The following is a 19,744-nucleotide window of genomic DNA, read 5'->3' as shown; positions in this document are numbered from 1 at the left end:
CCCGCGGAGCGGGTACCTGAGCGCTGCGCGCTCAGGACTGAACGGCCTCGCTGCGCTCGGCCGAGGCGCCTTCGGCGCCTGCTCCTGCGCTTCGCTCGGCAGGGCTCGGCTTCGCCGAGCAGGGGCCGGCCTTCGGCCGGGAGTCCTGCGCTTCGCTTCGGACTGGCTCTGGTTCCGCTGCGCTCCACCAGAGCGGGCCGGCTCCGCCGGCTCAAGAGCTCCCGTGCTCCGCACGGGAGGTGACCCCGTTTCACGGGGTCCGGGCCTTCGGCCCGTTGGGCGGGTCCGCTCCGCTCCCCCACCCCGGGCCTGCTCCGCAGGCCTGGCTGGCAGTAAGAGACGCTACCCGCGCCTGGGTTCCCTGACCACCTTGCCGTCCTTCACGAAGAGTCTCACCCGCTCCTCGTTAAAGTCCATCGTCACCATGCTGCCCTCAGGCACCACATGGACCACAACCTCCGGGGACTCCCCACAGGTCTGCTCGCGGGCCTCCTCCACCGGCCTCCCCATCAGCTCCGGCCACTCACTCTTCGCGTCCAACGTCCCCTCCAGACTGGTGGTCGCTTCAAGTCCTGACCGACGCTACAGGCCACCCACTGGTTCCGCTGCGCTCCACCAAGGCAAGCCTGCAAAGCAGGCCCTAGGGCTCCCGCGGTTACCAGACTACAGGTGAGTGCTTCAATTTTTAATTCAGCTAGACTCTGGAAAGATCATGTTCCACCAGATCGACTAACCGGCGACGGCCGCAGCGATCTGTCGTCAGCCCCGCGAGGTACCCAGTCTGCTGAACGCCCAGCGCAGCACCTCCTGGTCAGGGTGGTCGCGGCCTGTCCGTTCGAGGGCGGTCAGGGTATGGGCTGTTAGCCGGGCCCAGTTACGGAAGTTGCCATGAGCCGCGTGGCGATCGGCGAAGGCGATGTCCACGGGATCGGTCCGTGCCCAGACGGGGTGGTAGAGCGGGATGACCTGCTGAACTTCCTTCAGAGTGAGCTTGGTGACGTGCTGCCAGATGAAGATGCGGGAGGAGAGCATCGGCTCCTTCCGCAATACCGTGTGCGCTCCCTCGCCGCCGGCGAAGATGATCGCGATCTGCGAGTACGGGTGATCCCAGATGTATCTGAAATATTCGAACGTCTCTCGATTCAGCCACTGTGCTTCGTCGACGACGAGCGTACGCGGCTGGGCTGCCAGCGAGTCCAGGAGCAGCCGGTCGAACTCGGACGGGTGACGCGGAGGTTCGCCCGGCAGACCGAGCGCAGCGAAGAGTTCGTGGCGCACGGCGCGGGCGGTGGGGCGGGCGCGGAAGGCGATCCGGCAGACCTCCTCGCCCCGGATCTGCTCGAGCTCGCGCAGGCAGACGTTCGCGGCGAGCGTCTTACCGACGCCGGCTGGGCCGTGGAGGCACATCATCGCCCTGGCGTCGATCGTGTCGGTGATGTTCTCCCGGGCCGCCAGGAGCGCCCGGGTCGTGACGACCGCGGCGTCCGCGAGCTGGGTGTAGTGATCGGTCTCCTGAGGCGGCAGCTGGCTCGTCATCGCTTCTCTTCCCGGGTGGCAGGACACAGGGAGGCTGGGGTGTTCCAGTCGTCGGGGGGCGGGGCGTGAGGGATGAGGTCTGGCAGGGCCAAAGCGGCCATGTCGCTGTCGGATGCCGCGGCGAGTTCCTGATCGGCTTCGGCTGCCGTGACGGCGCCCAGGCGCTGCGCGGGCGTGGGAGTAGTGGCTGGAGCGAAGCGCTGCCGGCGCAGGGCCTCGGCCTTCTTCGTCTCCTCGCGCAGGCGGCGGGCCCGCACGGTGCGGGTGCGGCGCAGATCGTCGAGCTGTTCGGGAGTCGCGGCGTCGGCGAGGTGGGCGGTGCCCAGGTGGCGGCCGGCCGGGTCGCAGACCTCGATCTCGTGATCGTGGTGGGGCATGTGCCTGATACGGACAGTGCGGCCTGCCTGGCCGGCCATCCACGCACCGACGTAGTCCCGGCCGCGCCAGCGCACCCCGTGGCTGCTCAGCTTCCGCACCCGGCCGTCGTCCTCCAGCATCAGCCTCCACAAGGCGGCCTCGGGGATGTCCGAGAGGGGCGTGGGGTCGGCCTGCCAGGCCTCGAGGGGACTGAGGCCTGCCAGGTCTGCGGAGTGGTGCTCGGTGTTCCACCACCGCGCCCAGTCCAGGACCTCGGTGGTGAATTCTTCGAAGGCCAGGGGCGGGAGCTCGTCGAGGTCGGGCTTCTTCTTGGCGCGCCGGGGCTTGGGGGTGAGGGTGTAGCCGGGCAGGACAGCGAAGAGCATGCGGTCGGCACACCGGTTGAGGTTCTCCACCGTCCCCTTCAGATGAGGGCTGTATGCGGGCAGATCCTCGAACTTGGTATCCATGTCGGTGAAGGCGCCCAGGACTGTCTTGGACAGAAAGTCCCGGCCGCGGTCGACGCGCACGTGCTCCGGGATGCCGCCCACTGGCCCGTACGGTCCGGTGCGCAGCACGGCGGCACGCAGGGCCGCCAGGATCGAGGCCCGGGACGGATGACCGGGGGTGACCGCGGTACCGGTGATGGCCTTCGTCGCGACATCGATGAACCACGTCACCCACGGGCGCACCAGCTCCCCGTCCGCGTCGACCAGGAGCGGCGCCTGGACGTGATCGGCCTCCCACGTGTGGTTCCGCCACAGCCTCGGGCGCCGCCCGAACACATCATGAGCCCGAGCCGCCTCCGGCCCCCGGGCCAGACCCGCGCGCTCGCCCGCGGTCAGAGGGCGATACGTGAGCTGATGTCCGGTTCGTGGTCGCCTGATCGTGTGGCTCTGCGGCGTCTGGCCTGGTCAGGCGGCTTGGTCGTGTTGGGGTGGCCGGGTGAGTGGACGCAAGCCGTACCGGAGTGACTTATCGGATGGGCAGTGGGCGTTGATCGAGCCGGTGATCGCGGCGTGGAAGGCCGGGCACCGGTCGGTCAGCGGGCATACGGGCCGGTACGAGATGCGGGAGATCGTGAACGTGCTCCTGTACCAGAGCCGGACCGGCTGCCAGTGGGACTACCTCCCGCACGACCTGCCGCCGCGCGGCGCGGTGTACTACTACTTCGCGAAGTGGCGTGACGACGGCACCGATCAGACCATCCATGACCTGCTGCGCTGGCAGGTGCGGGAGAGTCGGGGGCGGGAGGCCGACCCGAGCCTGGTCGTCCTGGACACCCAGAGCGTCCGCGCGGCCGCCGGGGTGCCGGCTACCACGACCGGGAAGGACGCGGCGAAGAAGGTGCCGGGCCGCAAGCGGGGCCTGGCCGTGGATGTACTGGGTCTGGTCATCGTCGTGATCGTGCTGGCCGCCTCGGTTCACGACAACACCGCGGGCACCGCGCTGCTGGACCGGGTCGCCGCGCAGTCGGACACCGTCCGCAAGGCCCTGGTCGACCAGGGCTTCAAGACCACGGTCGTCTCGCACGGCGCCTCGCTCGGCATCGATGTGGAAATCGTCGAGCGGAACCCGGCCGGCACGGGCTTCGTGCCCCAGCCGAAACGGTGGGTGGTGGAGCAGACCCTGGGCACCCTGAACCTGCAGCGGCGCTTGGTACGCGACTACGAACACCGCCCCGCCAGCTCCGAGTCGCGCGTGTACTGGGCGATGACCGCGGTGATAGCGCGCCGGCTGACCGGCACCACCACCCCCGCCTGGCGCGACGCATGACCGATAACCCGCAGGTCAAGGCGGTCCTGGACCGTGTCGACGCGCACGAACAGGAAGTGACGGCCCAGGCCGAGCAGGCCCGGGCCCAGATCGAGGAACTGACCACACGGCTCCACGGACTCGACGCGGAGATCGAGAACCTGCGGACCACCCGCAAGACCCTCCTCGCCCTCCCCGAGCCGCCCGCCACCGAGGCGCGCCGTGCCGCCCGAGGTCCCCGAGCACCCCGCCTACCAGCAGATCCTCACCGTCTTCACCGACGCCGACCGCCCGATGCGGGCCCGAGACCTCTGCCAGGCCCTCGACCTGCCGATCGTCCCGAAGAACACCGAGGGCATCCGCTCCAAGCTGAAACGCCTGGTCAGCAGAGGCATCCTCACCGAGACCGAACCCGGCCTGTTCACCCAGCCCCGCCCATAACCCCCATCGCGGACCCCCGACCAGCGAACCTCACAGCCCTAATCACGAACCGGACATCAGCTCACATATCGCCCTCTCAGGCAAACCGTCCCGCTCCCCCACCACCGCGCACCCCACAACAGACCAGGCCCTCCACAAGACCCCAAGCCTCCCTGCCTGCGATCCCACCATGGACAAGAAGTACCGATCCCATGACAGTCAGGGCGCTGGGGGTGTACCGCCCCATGACAGTGACAGCCACCCCGAACACCACCCCCATGTCAGTGACGAACCAAGCTCCTCGTCACACGACCAGCACAAACACGCTTGCCTGACAGCCCATCACTGCCAGCACACCGATGACACCAACCCCGCACATCACAGCAAGCGCTACCGCCACCCACCGGCGCCGTGTACGGGAGAGCACCAACGCCCACCCCACGTCGGACGGGGCAAGCCCGGCTTGCCCAGGCCCGGTCCACCGTTCGAGCACCGCGCGTTCCTCATCGTCCAGCAGCAACGGCACCAGCTTCGGGCCCCGACGAGGAACTGACACACCAGCGGCAGAAGTCACACGACCACTGACGAACCGCTACTGGCGCAGGACACCAGCGCGCGATCAGGCGTGGCCCCCGGGGCCCATCGGGGCGGCGTACACACTGTGCACGGTGAACGAGGCCACGGCGGGTGCCGATTCGGATCCGTTCGCGTCCAGCGCGACCACCTCGACCGCGTGCGGGCCCTCGGGCCAGGCCCAGCCCGCGTCCCAGAACCAGCCGCCGTCGTGGGCTACCGGGCAGTCGCCGAGCACGGTGCCCCGCTGCCGGAGAACGACCTGTACGGCGCCCGGGGCGAAGCCAGTGAACTGCACCGCGGGACCGAGGTAGCCGTGGAGCCCCGGGGAAACCAGCACGGGGGGCAGCGGCTGCGCCGGCCGGTTCACGGGAGCCAGGTGCCGGTCCACGACGGTGAAGACCATCTCACTGCGCTCGGACTGGAAGTTGGCTGCGTCCACGCTGAAGAGCCGGACGGCGTGCCGCCCCTTGCCCAGCGCGGGCGGGTCCCACGTCCAACTGCCGTCGGGTGCCACCGGCGTCGACGCCAGGTACCTGCCGCTCTCCCAGAAGCTCACCCGCACGGCGCCCGGCGCGGCTCCCGTCACACGGATCATGCCGTCGGACACCAGTTCTTCGGGGGCCGGGCTCAGGACGACCGGAGGCAGGAACTCCTCCGTCCGCTTCAGCTGTGAGGTGGCCGTCAGGTAGGCCTCGATGGCCGACGTGTCGCGGCTGGGCTGCTCGCCCCCGGTACGCACCATGCCCAGGCGCGGGGCGATGCCGTCCACCAGCATGTTGACCAGCCCCATGAGGGTGGGGAGGTTACGGAGGGTCACCTTGCCGTGGCCGGTGATCTGGCTGGAGTCGTTGAAGACGACGTTGAAGTTCTGGTACCCGTGGAAAAGGGGGATGAAGGGCTCGACCTGGGTACGGTACTGCTCGTCCTGGGGCGAGGTGACCAGGTAGATGTTGGCCCCCCGGTTCGGGCTGCGCCGGACCAGGTCGGGCAGGACCGTATCGAGGGCGCGGACCTTCTCGTCCGTCACCTCGCCCATCATGAGCTTCGCGGCCCCGGGCATGTCCGCCTGCACGTAGCTGCCGATCTGGAACTGCGGAACGGAGGCCACGATGTTTCCGAAGCCGTACCGCAACCCGAAGTAGAGCGCGGCCGACCCCCCCTTGGAACTGCCGAACAGGGTGCAGGCGTCGGGGGTGAGCCCCAGCGAGTCCAGCACGCGCGAGATGAGCCCGGCCACGGACCTCTCCAGCGCGAAGTCCATGTTCTTGCACAGGTAGTAGCTGTTCTGGCCGTCGAACAGGTCGCGGATCCACAGGATGTTCGACCGGACCTTGTCGAGGACTCCATTCGCCCAGCCGTACTCCCCCGGTGCCGTGAGATTGGCGAACACCACGAGGAGGTGCCCGTTGCCGTTCCTCGCGTGGGTGAAGCGGTACTCGATCGGTACCTCACCAGAAGCGTCGACTCCGGTGTGTATCTGACGGCTGTTTGCTGCTGCCTTGGACATGGGGGAATCCACTCCTGTCGAGGTCGATGGGAACCTTGAGGACCTGGTGCGGTGAACCTTCCCGGTCACAGCACTAGCGCCCGGGCCGGGCCGGCACGTCGATGCCGGCTTCGTGGTCGGCTTCGTGGGGATGACGCTGCCTTGGGAACTCCGTGAGGGTCGGGGGCCTGACAACGGCCGGCCCGTGCATACCGCCCGTGCCCGGCGCCGGGGCGGTCGCCCGGCTTTCGTCGAGGTCACCGCCCACGACGAGCAGCCGGTCGGCCAGCCGCGCGGCGGCGAACCCGTCGTCGAGGTCGCAGAAGTCCTGCTGGAATCGCCGGTAGTGCCCGTCGTAGTTGGACCGGACCTGATCGGCGTGCCTGATCGCGGAGATCAGCTGCGTGGAATCGAAGAGCAGTGGCCCCGGGGCGTTCTGCTCGAAGTCGAAGTAGAAGCCGCGCAGGGTGTCGCGGTAGTGCTCCAGGTCATAGGTGAAGAACAGGATCGGACGCCCCGTGTTGGCGAAGTCGAACATCAGCGAGGAGTAGTCGGTGATCATCACGTCGGTGATGAGCGACAGCTCTGCCATGTCGGGGTAGTCGGACACGTCGAAGACGAACCCGTCGCCCGCCCCGGGGACCGGGTCCACGACGTTCGGGTGGCGGCGGACCATGAGCACGTGGTCGGCGCCCAGCCGTGCGCGGGCGTCGTCCAGGTCGATCCTGAAGTCGAACTTGTACTTGCCGGGCGCGTAGAACTGGTCGTCGCGCCAGGTGGGAGCGTACATGACGACCTTCTTGCCGGGCGGCAGGCCGATGCTCCGGCGGATGGCCTGCGCCCTGCCCTGGTTGCCGGGGCGGCGCAGGATGTCGTTGCGGGGGTAGCCGCAGGCGAGCATCTCACCGGTGAAGCCGAAGGCGCGCTGGAGGATCGGGGTGGAGAAGCTGTTCGGGGACACCAGGATGTCCCAGTTCTGCACCTCCTTCTCCACGCGCTCCAGGTAGCGCTGGTCGGCGAAGTGCACGGCTTCGATGTCGTGCCCGATCTTCTTGAGCGGCGTGCCGTGCCAGGTCTGGACGACCGTCTGCCCGGGCCGCTTCAGGAACCAGTCGGGAAGGTGGTTGTTGGCGACGACGTACTTGGCCCGGGCCAGCGCCTCGTACCACTCCTGCGACCACAGGCGCACGGCACGGGCCGTGGAGGGCACGTCGACCTGGTCGTCCTTGACCACCCACAGGTGCTCCAGCGGTGTACCGCGGCGGACGAGTTCCTCGTGCAGCGCGCGCGGGCTGTCCGAGTACTGCGTGCCCTTGAAGGCGTCGAAGAGCACCGCGGGGACGACCGGCTCGCGCCGGGCCGCAGTGTACGTCTCGGTGCGCAGCAGCTTCTGCCGGTAGGGGCCGCGAGCGCTGTCGGGCATCGCGGAGTGCACGAGGAGGGAGAGCCGGTCGTAGGACTCGGCCTGGACCTCGTACCGGCGTCCGGCGGGGTCTTCCAGCAAGCCGGGGAGCGCCCGGACCAGGTCCTGCTCCAGCTTGATCATCCGGTCCTCGCGGCGGTCCTCCGGGGCGACCGAGGAGGGGTCCTGGGTGCGCAGGAAGAAGTCCCAGCGGCCGGAGGCGAGCGGAACGGTTCCGGCGAGGGTGCGGACCTCGGCGGGACGCACCTCCGCGCGGAAGGACCCGCCCGACCAGGCGATCGGGAAGGCGCGTTCGGCTCCGCCGCCACGGGCCCGTACGACCAGGTGGGAGGCGGTGTAGTCGAAGGAGGAGAGGCGGTCGACGGCCCCGTAGTGGCCCTCGATCTCCAGGGTTCCGTCCTCCTCCCGCCAGTTCAGGCGGGTCGCCATCGCGAGGGTCGCGCGCTCGAAGACCACGAGGTATCCCGAACCGTTGCGGTGGACGACGGCCTCGCGGTCGCCGTTCGTGTCCTGGAGGTCCGGGGGCATGCGGTAGTGGCCGTCGGGGGTGCCCTCGGCCATCACGGGGTACAGGGGTGCCTTGCGGCCCTCCACGTGCAGTGTGGTCTTCCACCCGTTGCTGCCCATGTTCCACGACGCGGGGGCGCCGGCGCCTGCTTCGGAACGCGAACCGGGCACGAGGTTGGCCAGCGGGATGCGGGTCACGAAGGTGCTCCAGCCCTCTCCACCCTCGCTGAAGTGGACCCAGGAGTCGTGCTGGGCGGCGCCGGCGAGGCTGCGGACCCGGAACTTCCCCCACTCCGGGACCGTCGCGCCCAGGTACACGCCGCCCAGTTCGAGCTGGTTGCCGACGATCCGGTGGCGGGTGATCCGGCACCGGACGATCTCCACGCGCAGCTTCAGGCTGCCCTGCAGGAAGAGCGGTACGACGCGGGTCTTCTTGTCCACGTAGATGTACGGCGGGGAAGCGGCGCTTCCGGCGCTGCCGCGCGAGAGCCCCTTGTAGCGGAAGAGACCGCGGCTGAGCACGCCCGCGGCGACCTCCCAGGTGCCCTCGACCCACTTGCCCTTCTGCTTGAGGCGCGCGACGTCGATCCTGGTCTCGAAGCCGGACCAGTCGTAGCAGTAGCGGTTCTGGCCGGACTGCTCGGTGGCCTGCGGGAAGTAGGTGGTCTTCGCCGCGTTGACCAGCATCCGGTCCTGCGTCTTGTTGCGCAGCGCAATGGCCTTCATCGACATCCGGCGCTTGTGCACGTTGATGAAGCGGATGTACGCCGCTCCCCTGATGTGCAGGGCCTCATCCTCGTCCCACGCGATGTCGGCTACCTGGCCGTGCAGGGACAGCTCCTTGTCGAGGCGGTACGTCTTCTTGTCCAGGCCGAGTTCGCGGTCGCCGAAGTGCGGGTAGTTCAGGTAGCGGTGGAAGCGGCGGCGCACGGGGATCGGGCCGCCCTTGCGCTCGAACTCGATGACCTCGAGGAGCTCTTCGAACTTGCCGGACCGCACCAGGTGCCACTTCACGCGCGCGTCGGCGGGGAGTTCGTCGAGGATGTCCTCGTCGGCCTGGTCGAGGAACTCGTTGGCCCACTCCATGAAGGCGTTCTGGTACTCCTCGTCCGCGTCGGGCAGCACCTTCAGGTGCAGCATGAGGTCCGACTTGAGGCAGGCGACGTCGTACTTGCGCTTGTGCCCGGCATAGGCGCGCGACCGGTGGGCGCCGAGGAAGCGGCTGACGGACTGCACGGCGGCGACGCGGTCGCGGAGGTTGCTCAGCTCGGTGTGGCGCTGTGTGATGGAGGGGGCGGAGGCGCCGTCACGGCGCCGCCAGAAGTAGACGAACTCGGTGATGACGTCCACTTTGGCCGCACGGAAGTGGGCGACCATATTAACCCAGGAGTCCTCATAAAGGACACCTTCGGGGAACTCCATGAAGTGGTAGTCCCAGAAGGACCGGCGAAATACCTTGTTCCACACCGTGCGGTCGTAGATGAGCGCCTCGAAGCGCGTGATGTGGGTGTGGCGGCGTTCCTTCGCCATCGCGGTCTTGTGGAGGGGGGACTGCCACTTCTTGGTGGAGTTCATCATCTGCACATTGCCCGAGACGAAATCGGACTCGGAGCCTTCGAGCCGGCGCACGAGGATCTCGTAGGCGTACTCGGGTATGACGTCGTCGCCGTCGACGAAGGCCAGGAACTCCGCCTCCGGGTGGGCCGCGCGTATACCGGTGTTGCGGGCGTGACCGGGGCCCTGCGACTCCTGGCGCATCAGACGGAAGCGGGGGTCACGTGCACAGAAGCCCGCGGCTATGCGGGTCGAGGAGTCAGTCGAGCCGTCATCGACGAGAATGACCTCGAGATCGCCGAAGGTCTGCCGTGCGATCGACTCCAGACACTCGTCCAGGTACTCCTCGACGTCCATGAACGGGACGACGATACTCAGGCGGGGCCTTGCCGACAACACATGCTCCTCCGATGAAACCATGCGACAGCGGCCCGCGGCCTGGACCGGGCACCGACACCCTCCAGGTCACCGGCGGCGCCGGCAGCACCGTGGGACGTGAGAGCGCCGGGCCCGGCGGTCCCGGCGTGGGCGCCGGCGGCAGCGTCGACGGCGGCACCGGAACCGACACCATCACCGCCACCGGCGGCTACGGTGACAAAGCCAGCGGAAACGGCACGGCCGGCACCCTCTTCGGCGGTGCCGGCAACGACCGCATCACCACCGAGTCCCGCAACTTCGTGAGCGCCGACAGGATTACCGTCGGGGCGAACCACGCCGGGGCCGGTATCACGTCCACGGGATCCGTGGACGCCGGAGACGGCGACGACACGATCACCGCCACCGGCCGCAACGCCGCCCCCGGCAACGCGGGCACCGTCAACGGCGACGCGGGCACCGACACCCTCCGCGCCACCAACACCGACACCGCCGGGACGGGGGCCACCGGGAACACCGGCACCCTCTACGGCGGCGACGACGCCGACACCATCACCACCACCGGAGGGCGTGGAGGCAACGGAGGGGATGGGCACACCGACCCCCATAACATCACTGACTCCACCCCGGGCGGGACCGGAGGAACGGGTGGCATCGGCAGCAGCGGCACCATCCGAGGCGGCGCAGGCATGGACACCATCACCACCACCGGCGGCAACGCAGGCGCCGGCGGAAGCGGCGGCTTCGCGAACGGCCTTACCGGAGACAACGGCGGAACGGGCGGCACCGGAGGCACCGGCAACGCCGCAGGCGCCACCCTGAACGGCGGTGACGGCGACGACACCATCACCGCCACCGGCGGCCCAGGCGGACCCGGCGGCCCAGGCGGCTGGCCCGGCCCCGGCGAGCCAGGCACCCCCGGCAGCCCCGGCCCTACCGGACCCAGCAACGCGGGTACCGTCGACGGCAACGCGGGCACCAACACCTGCCATGTAACCGGCGGCACCATCCTCAACTGCCAGAACTGACCACACAGACCGGGCCAGCCCGGCCCCGGGGCCGCAGCCATGCACGCGGGACCAGGTCGCCGGGGGTGTCGTGTTCGTAGCGGCGGATCCTGCGGCCGGTCACCCGGTCCAGGTGGGACAGACGGGCCAGCCGGTAGCGGGTCAGGACACGGTGCACGGTCGCGGGATTGAGTCGCAGCAGGTAGGCGATACGGGCCGGGCCCCAGCGGCGCAGGACGCGGACCCTGATGATCCGCCGCTCGGTGCGTGTCGGGGTCCGCCGGGGACTGGTGTGCGGGCGGGAGGACCGGTCCGACATGCCGGCCTCGCCCAGCCCGCGATAGCGGCCTGCCCACCGCTGGGCCGTGGTGGGCGAGACCTGGAAACGTTCGGCGGCCCGGCGCAGCGGCCAGCCGTCCTCGACCACAGCGGGCCAGCCGCAGACGTCCGGTCCCGGTCAGGGGTGCATTATGGTGGGGCATGAAGGCCTTCTGCTGGTCGGTGGTGATGTCGCAATCCACACCGAACCCGGAAGGCCCTCACTCATTCAAGATCACCCAGCAGTGATCACCATCACCGTCCACAACCCCCCGGGACAGAACACCTAGCGCCACCCACCCACGTCAACGGGAGTGCGCATCGCCCGGTTCTCTCAGGGCAAGCGCGGGCCACAGGCCTCAATCGACTCGTCGAAGACGAGATCCAGAGGACAAATGAACTGGGTCAGCACTCCATCTGATCCGCAGACGTAGAAGATCTGCGGATCTGTGTCGTCCAAGAGCACCTGACCCAAAGAGACGCACTCTCCCACCGGCGCCGCCCGGACAACCGGGACCGCTGGGGAAGCGTGAGCGAGCGGGACCACAGCCCCGCCGACCAGAAACGTGACAGCAGACACCGCGGCCAGCTTCGGGAACAGACGTAGCAGCATTCGGGCAACCACCTCTCAGACAGACACCGGCACCTACCCCTTACGGCAGGCACACAGCGGCTCCCCTCCACCACACCGGAACCCGCCTGTGAAACGCCAGGCCAGTGGACCGAACAGCTCACCCACCTCACCCTCTCAGCACCACTTGACACCGGAAACAGGCACTTCGGCAGCCCGCCCCGCGTACCGAGACCGCGGGGCGGGCCAGATGCGCGGCGAGAAGGCCGGTGCCGCCGTGGTCGCGATCCGGTCCATGCGGTGGGCCAGCAGGGGCCACTGGCGGGAGCCGACCAGGAGGCCCGCCTGCGTCTCGGGCAACACGTCCTTGACGGCTCCGACGATCGCGACGTGCGCGAGCCGGTTCACCCCCAGCTGCTCCAGCGCCTTCGCCCGGTCGCCGAGGTCCAGGTCCCGGGGCACGTTCAGCCCCTCGGTCAGCGGGCCCCAGGAACGCTTCGCGTCCACGCTGGCGGGCGGCGCCCACGGGTCGACGGCCTCCCGTACCGGCGCCGCCGCAGCAGGTGCGGGAGCGGCGCCCGCAGCGGGGACGGAGGTGGGCGCGGTACCAGGAGCGGGGGCGGGGACACGGGCATCGGCCGAAGCCCGAGCGGGGGCGGCGGTCGGCGCCGGGGCAGGAGCGGGCGCCGTGGTCGCGGCTGCGGTCGCGGCTGCGGTGGTGACGGCGGTGACGGCCTGGTCGACCCCGGCTCCGGCTCCGGCTCCGGCAGCGTGCGCGTCGAGGAGGATGCGGGCGACATCGACGCCGCGGGCGTCGAGCCGGCCCATCGCGGCCGCGATGTCCGGCCAGGCCGGGGGGGAGGGGATCGCGTCGCGCACCAGGCCTTCCGGCATCGTCGCCTTGAGGAGGCCGGCCCACCGGTCGGTGCCCTCCGCCTTCGTCCGCGCGATGTTCGCGGCGACGGCCTGGTGGACTCCGGCGGTCATGCGCCCATCTGCGGCAGGAACACCCCCAGATCGGCTCCGGCCTGCTGGAGGCCGACGAGCTGGCGGGCCAGCACCGGCCAGTCTGCTCCCTGCATCAGCCCAGCGTCCTCGCCGAGTTTCCGGTGAGGCGTTTTGGGTGGCGCGGCGGACGGCGTCGGTGATGGTCATCACCAGCCGGTAGGCCATCGCGGCGGTCTGCGCCGCTTCCCCGAGGGATTCGGCGAACGGCTCGGGCTGGGGCGGGTACGTCATCGGCAGGAAGCTCCCTCGGGTGTGGGTCAGCGTGTGCGGGCGGGGCCTGGCCAGCCAGGGTCCGGGCGGGCCGGTGCACCGGTAACGGGTGTGGTGGGCGGCAGGCCACGGCCCGCGGTGCGCACCGCTCGACCGGTGCGCGGCTTCGTCGTCGGTGGCGGGGCGCCGGGCAGACCGGACGCTTCCCGCAGCAGGACAGTCGCCTGGGAGGCGGCTTTCGCCTGCGCACGGAAGGCCTGTGCCCGGTGCCAGTCGGCGGCGGCCTCTACCGCCTCCACGAGCGCGATCAGCAGGGTGAGGACGACCGCGGCACCGCCCCCGCGCGCGGCGCGGGGGCCCGCTCCAGCGCCCGGGTCGAAGCCCGCCATCCGGCGCGGGCGCGGCCTCAAGGGAGCGGGCGCCGGGGGCGCGGGCGGCCTGCTCGAAGGCGTCGGCCGCGGCCTGCACCCGCGTCCGGACGAGGGCCGGGGAGTGTGCGGCGGCCACCGCCAGGAGGTCGCCGAGAGCGGCGACATCGCCTGCGCCCTCTTCCTGCCCGGCGCCGCCCAGCAGGGCGGACGCTTCCCGGATCCGGTGTCCGGCCAGCGCCCAGTCCGCCGGAGTGACAACGGGGGTGAAGCGCTCGCGGACGCGGGGCGGGGACAGGTCGTAGGCGAGCGTGGAACCGGCGAACCAGACCGGGCAGTCTCCGCGAGGCCTCGGCGGGCGGCTTTCTCGGCCTCGCCGGTGACCGGGCGGCGGCGCGCGGTCCGGTCGAGCGGGGACATCGGGGTGAGGCCCCAGCGAGCTTCGAAGACGCGGGCGACGGTGTGCATCGCGGGGATGTCCCCGCGCAGCCGGGGGTACCGGCCGTCCTGGCGGGCCAGGGTCGCCGCGATGTGGATGTGGTCGTCCGCGTGCCACACCGCGATCCACCGGCAGGCCTGTTCGTCGCCGTGTTCGGCGATGCCCGCGGCGTGCACCATGGCGGCGGCGACCTGCGCCTATTCCGCGTCCGACAGCAGCCGATCGCCGGGCGCGTTGCGGACCGAGACGTGCCACACGTGCTCTTCCGGCTTCGGGCCGCGCAGTGCTTCCACCGGGGCATCGAGGAGGAGCGCCAGATCGGCGAGCGACATGCGGTCCGGGTACGGGCCGGGGCACAGTAGATCAGGGTCCCAGCCGGCGACGAGGTGGGGGTCGACGTGCTCATCGCGCTCGCCCGGACCGAAGAGGTAGTCCAGGAGGTCGATCGTCGTCGCCCCGCTCTCCGCCTTCTTCGGCATCATGGCCGTGGGCGCCTCTCCCGCATCACCGGGCACGTCGTCGCGTCCACCCGGGCCACCGCCGCCAACGCCGCTTCCACGACGGTCGCGGCCGTCCCGGGGAGGCCGGTCACAGGCGGGCCGGTGGCGGTCAGGGCGCGGAGCGCGGCGACGGTCTCCCGCAGATGGACCCAGGCCTGGACCAGCTCCCTCAGCACATCCCCGGCGTCCCGGGACACCGGCACCAGCACGTGCTGCGCCACCGCCATCACCTGACGGCCCACCCACGACGCGGGCGACATCCCCTCCCGCCCCGCGGCCAGCCGCACGACCTCCAGCTCCGCGTCGTTGAACGACAGATCACCCGCCGCACGCGTGGCGCGGACATCAGCCGCTCACGCCGCCGGGCCCCCGCACCAGACCCCTCAATACCCATGGATAACCGCTCCCGGATAACACCCGTCCGGCCCACCGAAAATGCCGGGACCTTCGAGGTCAGTCAGCCCGTACTGCTCCAGTACGTACTACTGTAGGTAGGTTCCTTCCTCGAAGGAGTCATCTGATGGGTACGACGACGGGTCACACGATCGGGATGGCGAGCGGCGTGTCGCTTGCGAGGGCGGATTCGGCCGCTGAGGGGTTCTGGTGTGAAGTCGATTCCGGTATCCGAGAATGGTCTGTCGCTCGAATTGCTGGAGGAACTGGCCGTGCTCGCTGCGGAGAAGACTGCTGCCGGCGGTCTCCGTCTGATGGGCGAGGGCGGAATTTTCCCCGAGCTCGCGCAGCACCTCATGCAGGCCGCGCTCAGGCGGAGATGGACCTGTAGCTGGCCGATGAATCAGTTCGCGGCGGCCAGGGGTCACGTTCGGACGGCAATACGCGCAACGGATACCGGATGAAGAAGTTGATGACCGAGGTCGGTCCGGTCGTGGTGAACGTGCCGCGTGACCAGCTCGGCACCTTCCGTCCCGGACTCCTGCCGAAATACGTCCGGCGGACCGGCGCCCTCGACGAAATGGTTCTCTTGCTCACCGGGAAAGGGCTGACGTCCGGGGAGATCGTCGCCCACCTCGCCTAGGTCTACGGGATGACCACGTCAAAGAAAACGGTCTCCACGATTCCGGACAAGGCGCTGGAATCGATGGCGGAATGGCGTGCTCGTCCTCTCGGTTCGGTGTATCCGGTGGTGTTCATCGACGCGGTCCACGTGCGGATCCGGGATGGTCGGGTCGCCAACCGACCCGTCTACGTCGCGTCCGCGGTCACTGCGGACGGCTACCGGGAAATCCTGGGACTGTGGACCGGGCAGGGCGGCGAGGGCGCCAAGTACCGGCAGGCCGTGCTGACGGAGATCCGGAATCGCGGCGTGAAAGACGTCCTCATGCTGGTCTGTGACGGCCTGACCGCGCTGCCTGAGGCCGTCAGTGCGATCTGGCCTCAAACCGTCGTGCAGACATGCGTGGTTCACCTGATCCGGAACAGCATGCGCTACGCATCGCGGCGGGATACCGCTGAGATCGCCCCGGGACATCAAGCCGGTTTACACGGCCGTCGACGAAACGCAGGCCCGGTGCCGGCTGTCCGAATTCAGGGAGAAGTGGGACAGCCGGTACCCCTCGATCAGCGCGATCCGGGAACGGTCCTGGAACGAGTTTGTCCCGTTCCTTTCTCTGCCGCCTGCGATGCGCCAGGTCGTTAAAAACACGACCAACGCGATCGAGAGTCTCAACGCGCGCTACCGGCGGGCGGCACAGGCCTGCGGACACTTCCCGCACGAGACCGCAGCCGTCAAGCGTCTCCACCTCGCCACCCTGACACTCGATCCCACCGGCCGGGGCCGCCAGCGCTGGAACAACCGCTGGAAAGCCGCCCTCAACGAATTCGTCGTCCTCTTCGACGGCCACCTTACCGCCAATCAGATATAGGACGAACAGTCCAACAAAAAACCTGTAGGACAAATAGACGAACCACACCTGATTCGTGATAGACCCCCGTAAGCAGGATGTGCCACTTCCTCGGACGGTGGATGCCCTTGCGCTGAATGGAGCCTTCTATATTGGCGGGATCGTATCGGGCCGTGGAGAATGGGCAGAACCTCTGGACGACCACTGGATGGAGCACGGCATGAACCGGTACCGATCCCGATGCCCGCGAGCCGCAATCTGGGCCATGGTCCTCGTTGCCTGCACCGGGGCGGTGGCCGCCGCGCCCGCCCCGGCGGCCCGTGCCGAGGGGACGGTGGATCTGGCCCTTGACGTGACGAACGTGGTGATCGCTCCCGGAGGTACCGGACAGCAGGAGTTCACCGTCAGCAATCTGGGCACCCGCGCCACCAAGGCGGCCTCCCGCCTGATCTATGTCACGCCGGTCTACATTAACTTCGCCTCTGTGCCGTCCGGCTGCGTGCGGCGGCTGGAGAACCCGGACCCACTGGTCCCGCAGATCGCCGAGTGCACGGTTCCCGCAGGCCTGGAGCCCGGTGAAACCTTCACGGTCATCTTCAACCTGAGCGCCACGCCCACCAACCTGGCCGGCACGTCGTACGGTGACGCGATCGTCTCACCGGACATCACAGTGGACCCCGAGAGCAACTTCAGTGACAACGTCAACGTTCCCGACGCCGGAATCCGCCAGCCCAAGCCTCCCGCGGTGACCGGGCGGGTATCCAACGTGTACCTCGCCTTCACCACACCCGCCCTGGCGCCGGGCAAGACCACGCTGAAGCAGTTCACCATTGGCAACGAGGGCCCCTCCGCCACTGTCGATCCGGTCCGTCTCGTCTTCGCAACGCCGTTCTTCGTCAACTTCGCCGACGTCCCTCTGCCGCTCGGATGCACGCTGCTCCTGGACGACAACGACCCGCTGATTCCCCAGGTGGTGGAATGCCGCCGGACCCTGCCCCTGCCGGCCGGATTGGAGCAGGTGTACGATCTCGCGCTCACCGCGGTGCGCGGCGGCCCCAGCGGCATGGTCTGCGGCCCGGCAGTCGCGTCCGAGTCCAAGCCCGGATACTCCTCCACCCAGGACCCCTCCGTCATCGACAACGTCCTCAACTCCTGCGTCAACGAACTCCCCTGACCCCCACAGCGCCCGGGAGAGCCGTTCCCTGGCCTGCCCCCGATCCCGCACCGCGGCATCGGGGGCAGGCCCATACCGGCCATCTCGGCGGGATGGCGGAGTGGGCAGGAAACCGGACCCCGACCGCTCACCGCCTCCATCACCTCTGCTGTGCCCGCCCGTGGTAATCACCGTGCCGTTTCTGACACCCACGGCTTCGCCGACCGGCTCTCCCGCCGAGGAGGGTGGCCTTCGGACGAACAACAGCTTCTCACCAAGCACCCGTCTTGGTGCTCAGCCCAGTTCGGTGCACAAGGGTGGTGGTCGCCTCGTCCACGGGCTGGATGCGGAGGTGGTCGATGCTACCGGCGGAGCGGGCGGGACCGGCGGCGCCGCGAACACCGGCACCATCAACGGCGACGACAACGACGACACCCTCACCGCGACCGGCGGAAACGGCGGAGGTGGCGGGTACGCGGGCGGCGGAACCGGGGGCGCCGGGGCCACCGGGGTACGGGTGGCACCGGCAACACCACCACCGGCACCCTCAACGGCGGTGACGGCGACGACACCCTCACCGCCACCCCAGGCCCCGGCGGCCCCGCACTCACCGGCCCCGGCCAACTCGGCGGCACACCCGGCACCCCCGGCCCTGCCGGCACCAGCAACGCCGGCACCCTCGACGGCAACGCGGGCACCAACACCTGCCACGCCACCGGCGGCACCCTCCACAACTGCCAGAACACCTGACACCACCCGGAGAAGACCCACCACCGCCAGGGCGTGCAACAGCACACCCCAGCACCCCCCGGTGGCTTTGTTCACGAGTCCGCGACGTGAACAGAGCCACCCCGGTACCGGGTACCGGCAGACGACCCCGGGAAACAGGCCGACACCAACCCTCAGCCCGACGAACTCGCCCACCCCCGCTACCTCGGCCTGAACCCGACCCGCTCCCGCGCGGGTCAAACGATGACAGGAACACCCCGACCCTGTACACCCCGGCCCCACACGGCTCCCACCAGCGGGAACAGCCAGGCACGACGAGGATCAGGAGCGCACCCTCCCCTGTGCTGCTGGCCCCCACCCTGACCACCGAGACCCGGGTGCCCACGATCTGGGCGCGGGCAGCGATCATGTGACCGGTGCTGCCCGGTACCGTCGCTCGTCCTGGTGGTACCCGACCTCGCCGTGCTCCTGGCGCCCGTCCTCACCGCTACGGCGGGATGGCATCGCGTCGGGGGAGAGGCCGTCATGGGTCGCCAGAAGCAGAGCCATCCGCGCCGGGAGCATGGACCAGCGCCGCTCAACACCTGCAATGCCCCCCTTCGACGGGGGCCCCGGATCTGCACCCTGCCGGCCGGTCACCACCCCGCCGTCCATCAGACAACCACCGGCATGCAATGGCTGGCTCGAAGCTGAGAGGCTCGACACACGCCACTGTCCGCGCCCGGGTGTCAGCTCAGAGTGACGTTAGTCTGGGTGAATTCGGCGTCGGAGACCGAGTCGACGTCGAGCAGGTCGCCGATCACGGTGAACGGAGTCTGGCCCGATGCGTAGGAACCGGCGACCGGGACGACGGTGACATTGGCATTGTGCTGGGTGTTGTCACAGGTCGGGGTCAAGGAACCGGCACCGGCCAGCGGGTTGCCGTTGAGGGGGTCCTGGTTGAGCACATCCACCAGGAGGACGGCGATGCCGGTGGTGCAGGTGTAGTTGACGTTGACGATCACGTTGCCGCTGGAGGCCGTGGCGCTGACGTAGGAGATCGAGGTGGTGGCCATGGCGGGCGTGGCGAACACGGCGACTGCGACGCAGGCGGCCACAGTGGCCGCGGTGATCCGGGCGAGTTTCACGACGACTCCCCGATTGCGTTGTGTATTCATTTAATTACACCATGCCATATTACGGGGGTGATGTCCTCCCAGAGGCTGAGCTTGTCCTTCATACAGAGCACCACGACGACCGTCCGGCGAACGGAACCCCTGGGATGCCTTCGATGGGTGGCCCCGGAGTCGGCGGCGGGCCGGAGAACCTTGATCATTCTCACGTTGACGACTGTCAACTCACCCCTTCCCTCACCTGGTATCAGGCTACCGAGCGCATCGATCCTGAAGGCTTGAGAACAGGTTCTGACGGAACTGTGGACCGGCCGAGCGCCTTGGCATGCTCCGGCTTCAGGTCGTCGGCGTTGAACGGGGCGGGACGAGGTTCGTCACTCGCGAAGTAGGACGCGGCCAGTTTCCCCTCCGGTAAGGACGCGGAGCGACGGGCAGTCATATCCCGTCCTGTCGCGTCGGATGAGGAGAAGCTATCCGA

At 69.2% G+C, this 19,744-nt stretch carries 16 protein-coding genes and 2 pseudogenes; 7 read left to right on the top strand and 11 right to left on the bottom strand.

Annotation, left to right across the window (positions count from 1 at the left end; all coding sequences use genetic code 11):
- Nucleotides 1-342: 342 nt before the first annotated feature.
- From ACIA5F_RS24595 to ACIA5F_RS24585, 3 genes are all read right to left on the bottom strand, one after another.
- Nucleotides 343-540: a serine protease inhibitor gene (locus ACIA5F_RS24595; protein WP_399356427.1), complete on the bottom strand. Its 198-nt coding sequence runs from the start codon at nt 538-540 to the stop codon at nt 343-345.
- 219 nt (nt 541-759) lie between these two features.
- Nucleotides 760-1,536: an AAA family ATPase gene (locus tag ACIA5F_RS24590; protein WP_399356425.1), complete on the bottom strand. Its 777-nt coding sequence runs from the start codon at nt 1,534-1,536 to the stop codon at nt 760-762.
- Nucleotides 1,533-2,678 carry a Mu transposase C-terminal domain-containing protein gene (locus ACIA5F_RS24585; RefSeq protein ID WP_399356423.1) on the bottom strand — a complete coding sequence of 382 codons (1,146 nt, stop codon included), beginning with the start codon at nt 2,676-2,678 and terminating at the stop codon, nt 1,533-1,535. The genes ACIA5F_RS24590 and ACIA5F_RS24585 overlap by 4 nt, the downstream gene beginning before the upstream one ends.
- Nucleotides 2,679-2,838: 160 nt before the next feature.
- On the opposite strand from ACIA5F_RS24585, the gene ACIA5F_RS24580 reads away from it, so the two are divergent.
- Nucleotides 2,839-3,669, top strand: a complete 831-nt coding sequence (locus ACIA5F_RS24580; protein ID WP_399356421.1) for an IS5 family transposase — start codon at nt 2,839-2,841, stop codon at nt 3,667-3,669.
- 201 nt (nt 3,670-3,870) lie between these two features.
- Nucleotides 3,871-4,089 carry a hypothetical protein gene (locus tag ACIA5F_RS24575; RefSeq protein ID WP_399356419.1) on the top strand — a complete coding sequence of 73 codons (219 nt, stop codon included), beginning with the start codon at nt 3,871-3,873 and terminating at the stop codon, nt 4,087-4,089.
- A gap of 598 nt (nt 4,090-4,687) precedes the next feature.
- Here the strand turns inward: ACIA5F_RS24575 and ACIA5F_RS24570 are convergent.
- Both ACIA5F_RS24570 and ACIA5F_RS24565 read right to left on the bottom strand, forming a co-directional pair.
- A complete protein-coding gene (locus tag ACIA5F_RS24570; RefSeq protein WP_399356417.1) occupies nt 4,688-6,151 on the bottom strand; it encodes a hypothetical protein in 1,464 nt (487 codons plus the stop codon).
- Nucleotides 6,152-6,224: 73 nt separating this feature from the next.
- A complete protein-coding gene (locus ACIA5F_RS24565; protein ID WP_399356415.1) occupies nt 6,225-10,010 on the bottom strand; it encodes a CDP-glycerol glycerophosphotransferase family protein in 3,786 nt (1,261 codons plus the stop codon).
- Nucleotides 10,011-10,024: 14 nt separating this feature from the next.
- On the opposite strand from ACIA5F_RS24565, the gene ACIA5F_RS24560 reads away from it, so the two are divergent.
- On the top strand, nt 10,025-11,017 hold the full coding sequence (locus ACIA5F_RS24560) for a hypothetical protein (protein WP_399356413.1): 993 nt from the start codon (nt 10,025-10,027) through the stop codon (nt 11,015-11,017).
- Nucleotides 11,018-11,066: 49 nt separating this feature from the next.
- Here ACIA5F_RS24560 and ACIA5F_RS24555 read toward each other — a convergent pair.
- The 5 genes and pseudogenes from ACIA5F_RS24555 to ACIA5F_RS24535 form a co-directional block, all read right to left on the bottom strand.
- Nucleotides 11,067-11,478, bottom strand: a pseudogene (locus ACIA5F_RS24555) (leucine zipper domain-containing protein); the annotation flags it as partial.
- Between the two features lie 170 nt (nt 11,479-11,648).
- Nucleotides 11,649-11,927, bottom strand: a complete 279-nt coding sequence (locus tag ACIA5F_RS24550) for a chitin binding peritrophin-A domain-containing protein (protein ID WP_399356411.1) — start codon at nt 11,925-11,927, stop codon at nt 11,649-11,651.
- Between the two features lie 135 nt (nt 11,928-12,062).
- On the bottom strand, nt 12,063-12,872 hold the full coding sequence (locus ACIA5F_RS24545; protein ID WP_399356409.1) for a hypothetical protein: 810 nt from the start codon (nt 12,870-12,872) through the stop codon (nt 12,063-12,065).
- A gap of 1,235 nt (nt 12,873-14,107) precedes the next feature.
- Entirely contained in the window at nt 14,108-14,392 is a 285-nt protein-coding gene (locus tag ACIA5F_RS24540; protein WP_399356408.1) for a hypothetical protein, read from the bottom strand.
- Nucleotides 14,389-14,631: a hypothetical protein gene (locus tag ACIA5F_RS24535; RefSeq protein ID WP_399356406.1), complete on the bottom strand. Its 243-nt coding sequence runs from the start codon at nt 14,629-14,631 to the stop codon at nt 14,389-14,391. Before ACIA5F_RS24535 ends, ACIA5F_RS24540 begins: the two co-directional genes overlap by 4 nt.
- Before the next feature lie 384 nt (nt 14,632-15,015).
- Here ACIA5F_RS24535 and ACIA5F_RS24530 point away from each other — a divergent pair, with 384 nt between their 5' ends.
- The 4 genes and pseudogenes from ACIA5F_RS24530 (at nt 15,016) to ACIA5F_RS24515 (ending at nt 17,446) form a co-directional block, all read left to right on the top strand.
- The gene (locus tag ACIA5F_RS24530) at nt 15,016-15,267 is read left to right on the top strand and encodes a hypothetical protein (protein WP_399356404.1); all 252 of its coding nucleotides are present in this window, start codon (nt 15,016-15,018) and stop codon (nt 15,265-15,267) included.
- Nucleotides 15,264-15,830: pseudogene (locus ACIA5F_RS24525) on the top strand (transposase); the annotation flags it as partial. The gene ACIA5F_RS24530 and the pseudogene ACIA5F_RS24525, both read left to right, overlap by 4 nt.
- A gap of 43 nt (nt 15,831-15,873) precedes the next feature.
- Nucleotides 15,874-16,293 carry a transposase gene (locus ACIA5F_RS24520; protein WP_399356435.1) on the top strand — a complete coding sequence of 140 codons (420 nt, stop codon included), beginning with the start codon at nt 15,874-15,876 and terminating at the stop codon, nt 16,291-16,293.
- Nucleotides 16,294-16,390: 97 nt separating this feature from the next.
- Nucleotides 16,391-17,446 (top strand): hypothetical protein, encoded by a 1,056-nt coding sequence (locus ACIA5F_RS24515; RefSeq protein ID WP_399356402.1) that lies wholly within the window; start codon nt 16,391-16,393, stop codon nt 17,444-17,446.
- A gap of 1,436 nt (nt 17,447-18,882) precedes the next feature.
- Here ACIA5F_RS24515 and ACIA5F_RS24510 read toward each other — a convergent pair.
- Complete coding sequence (locus tag ACIA5F_RS24510) at nt 18,883-19,281, bottom strand: hypothetical protein (protein WP_399356400.1); 399 nt, start codon at nt 19,279-19,281, stop codon at nt 18,883-18,885.
- Between the last annotated feature and the right edge of the window lie 463 nt (nt 19,282-19,744).

This window comes from Streptomyces sp. NPDC051567, assembly GCF_044454165.1.
Lineage (GTDB): Bacteria > Actinomycetota > Actinomycetes > Streptomycetales > Streptomycetaceae > Streptomyces.
The sequence above is the reverse complement of the archived record's forward strand: the minus strand, read 5'-3'. Positions and strand labels throughout refer to the sequence as shown.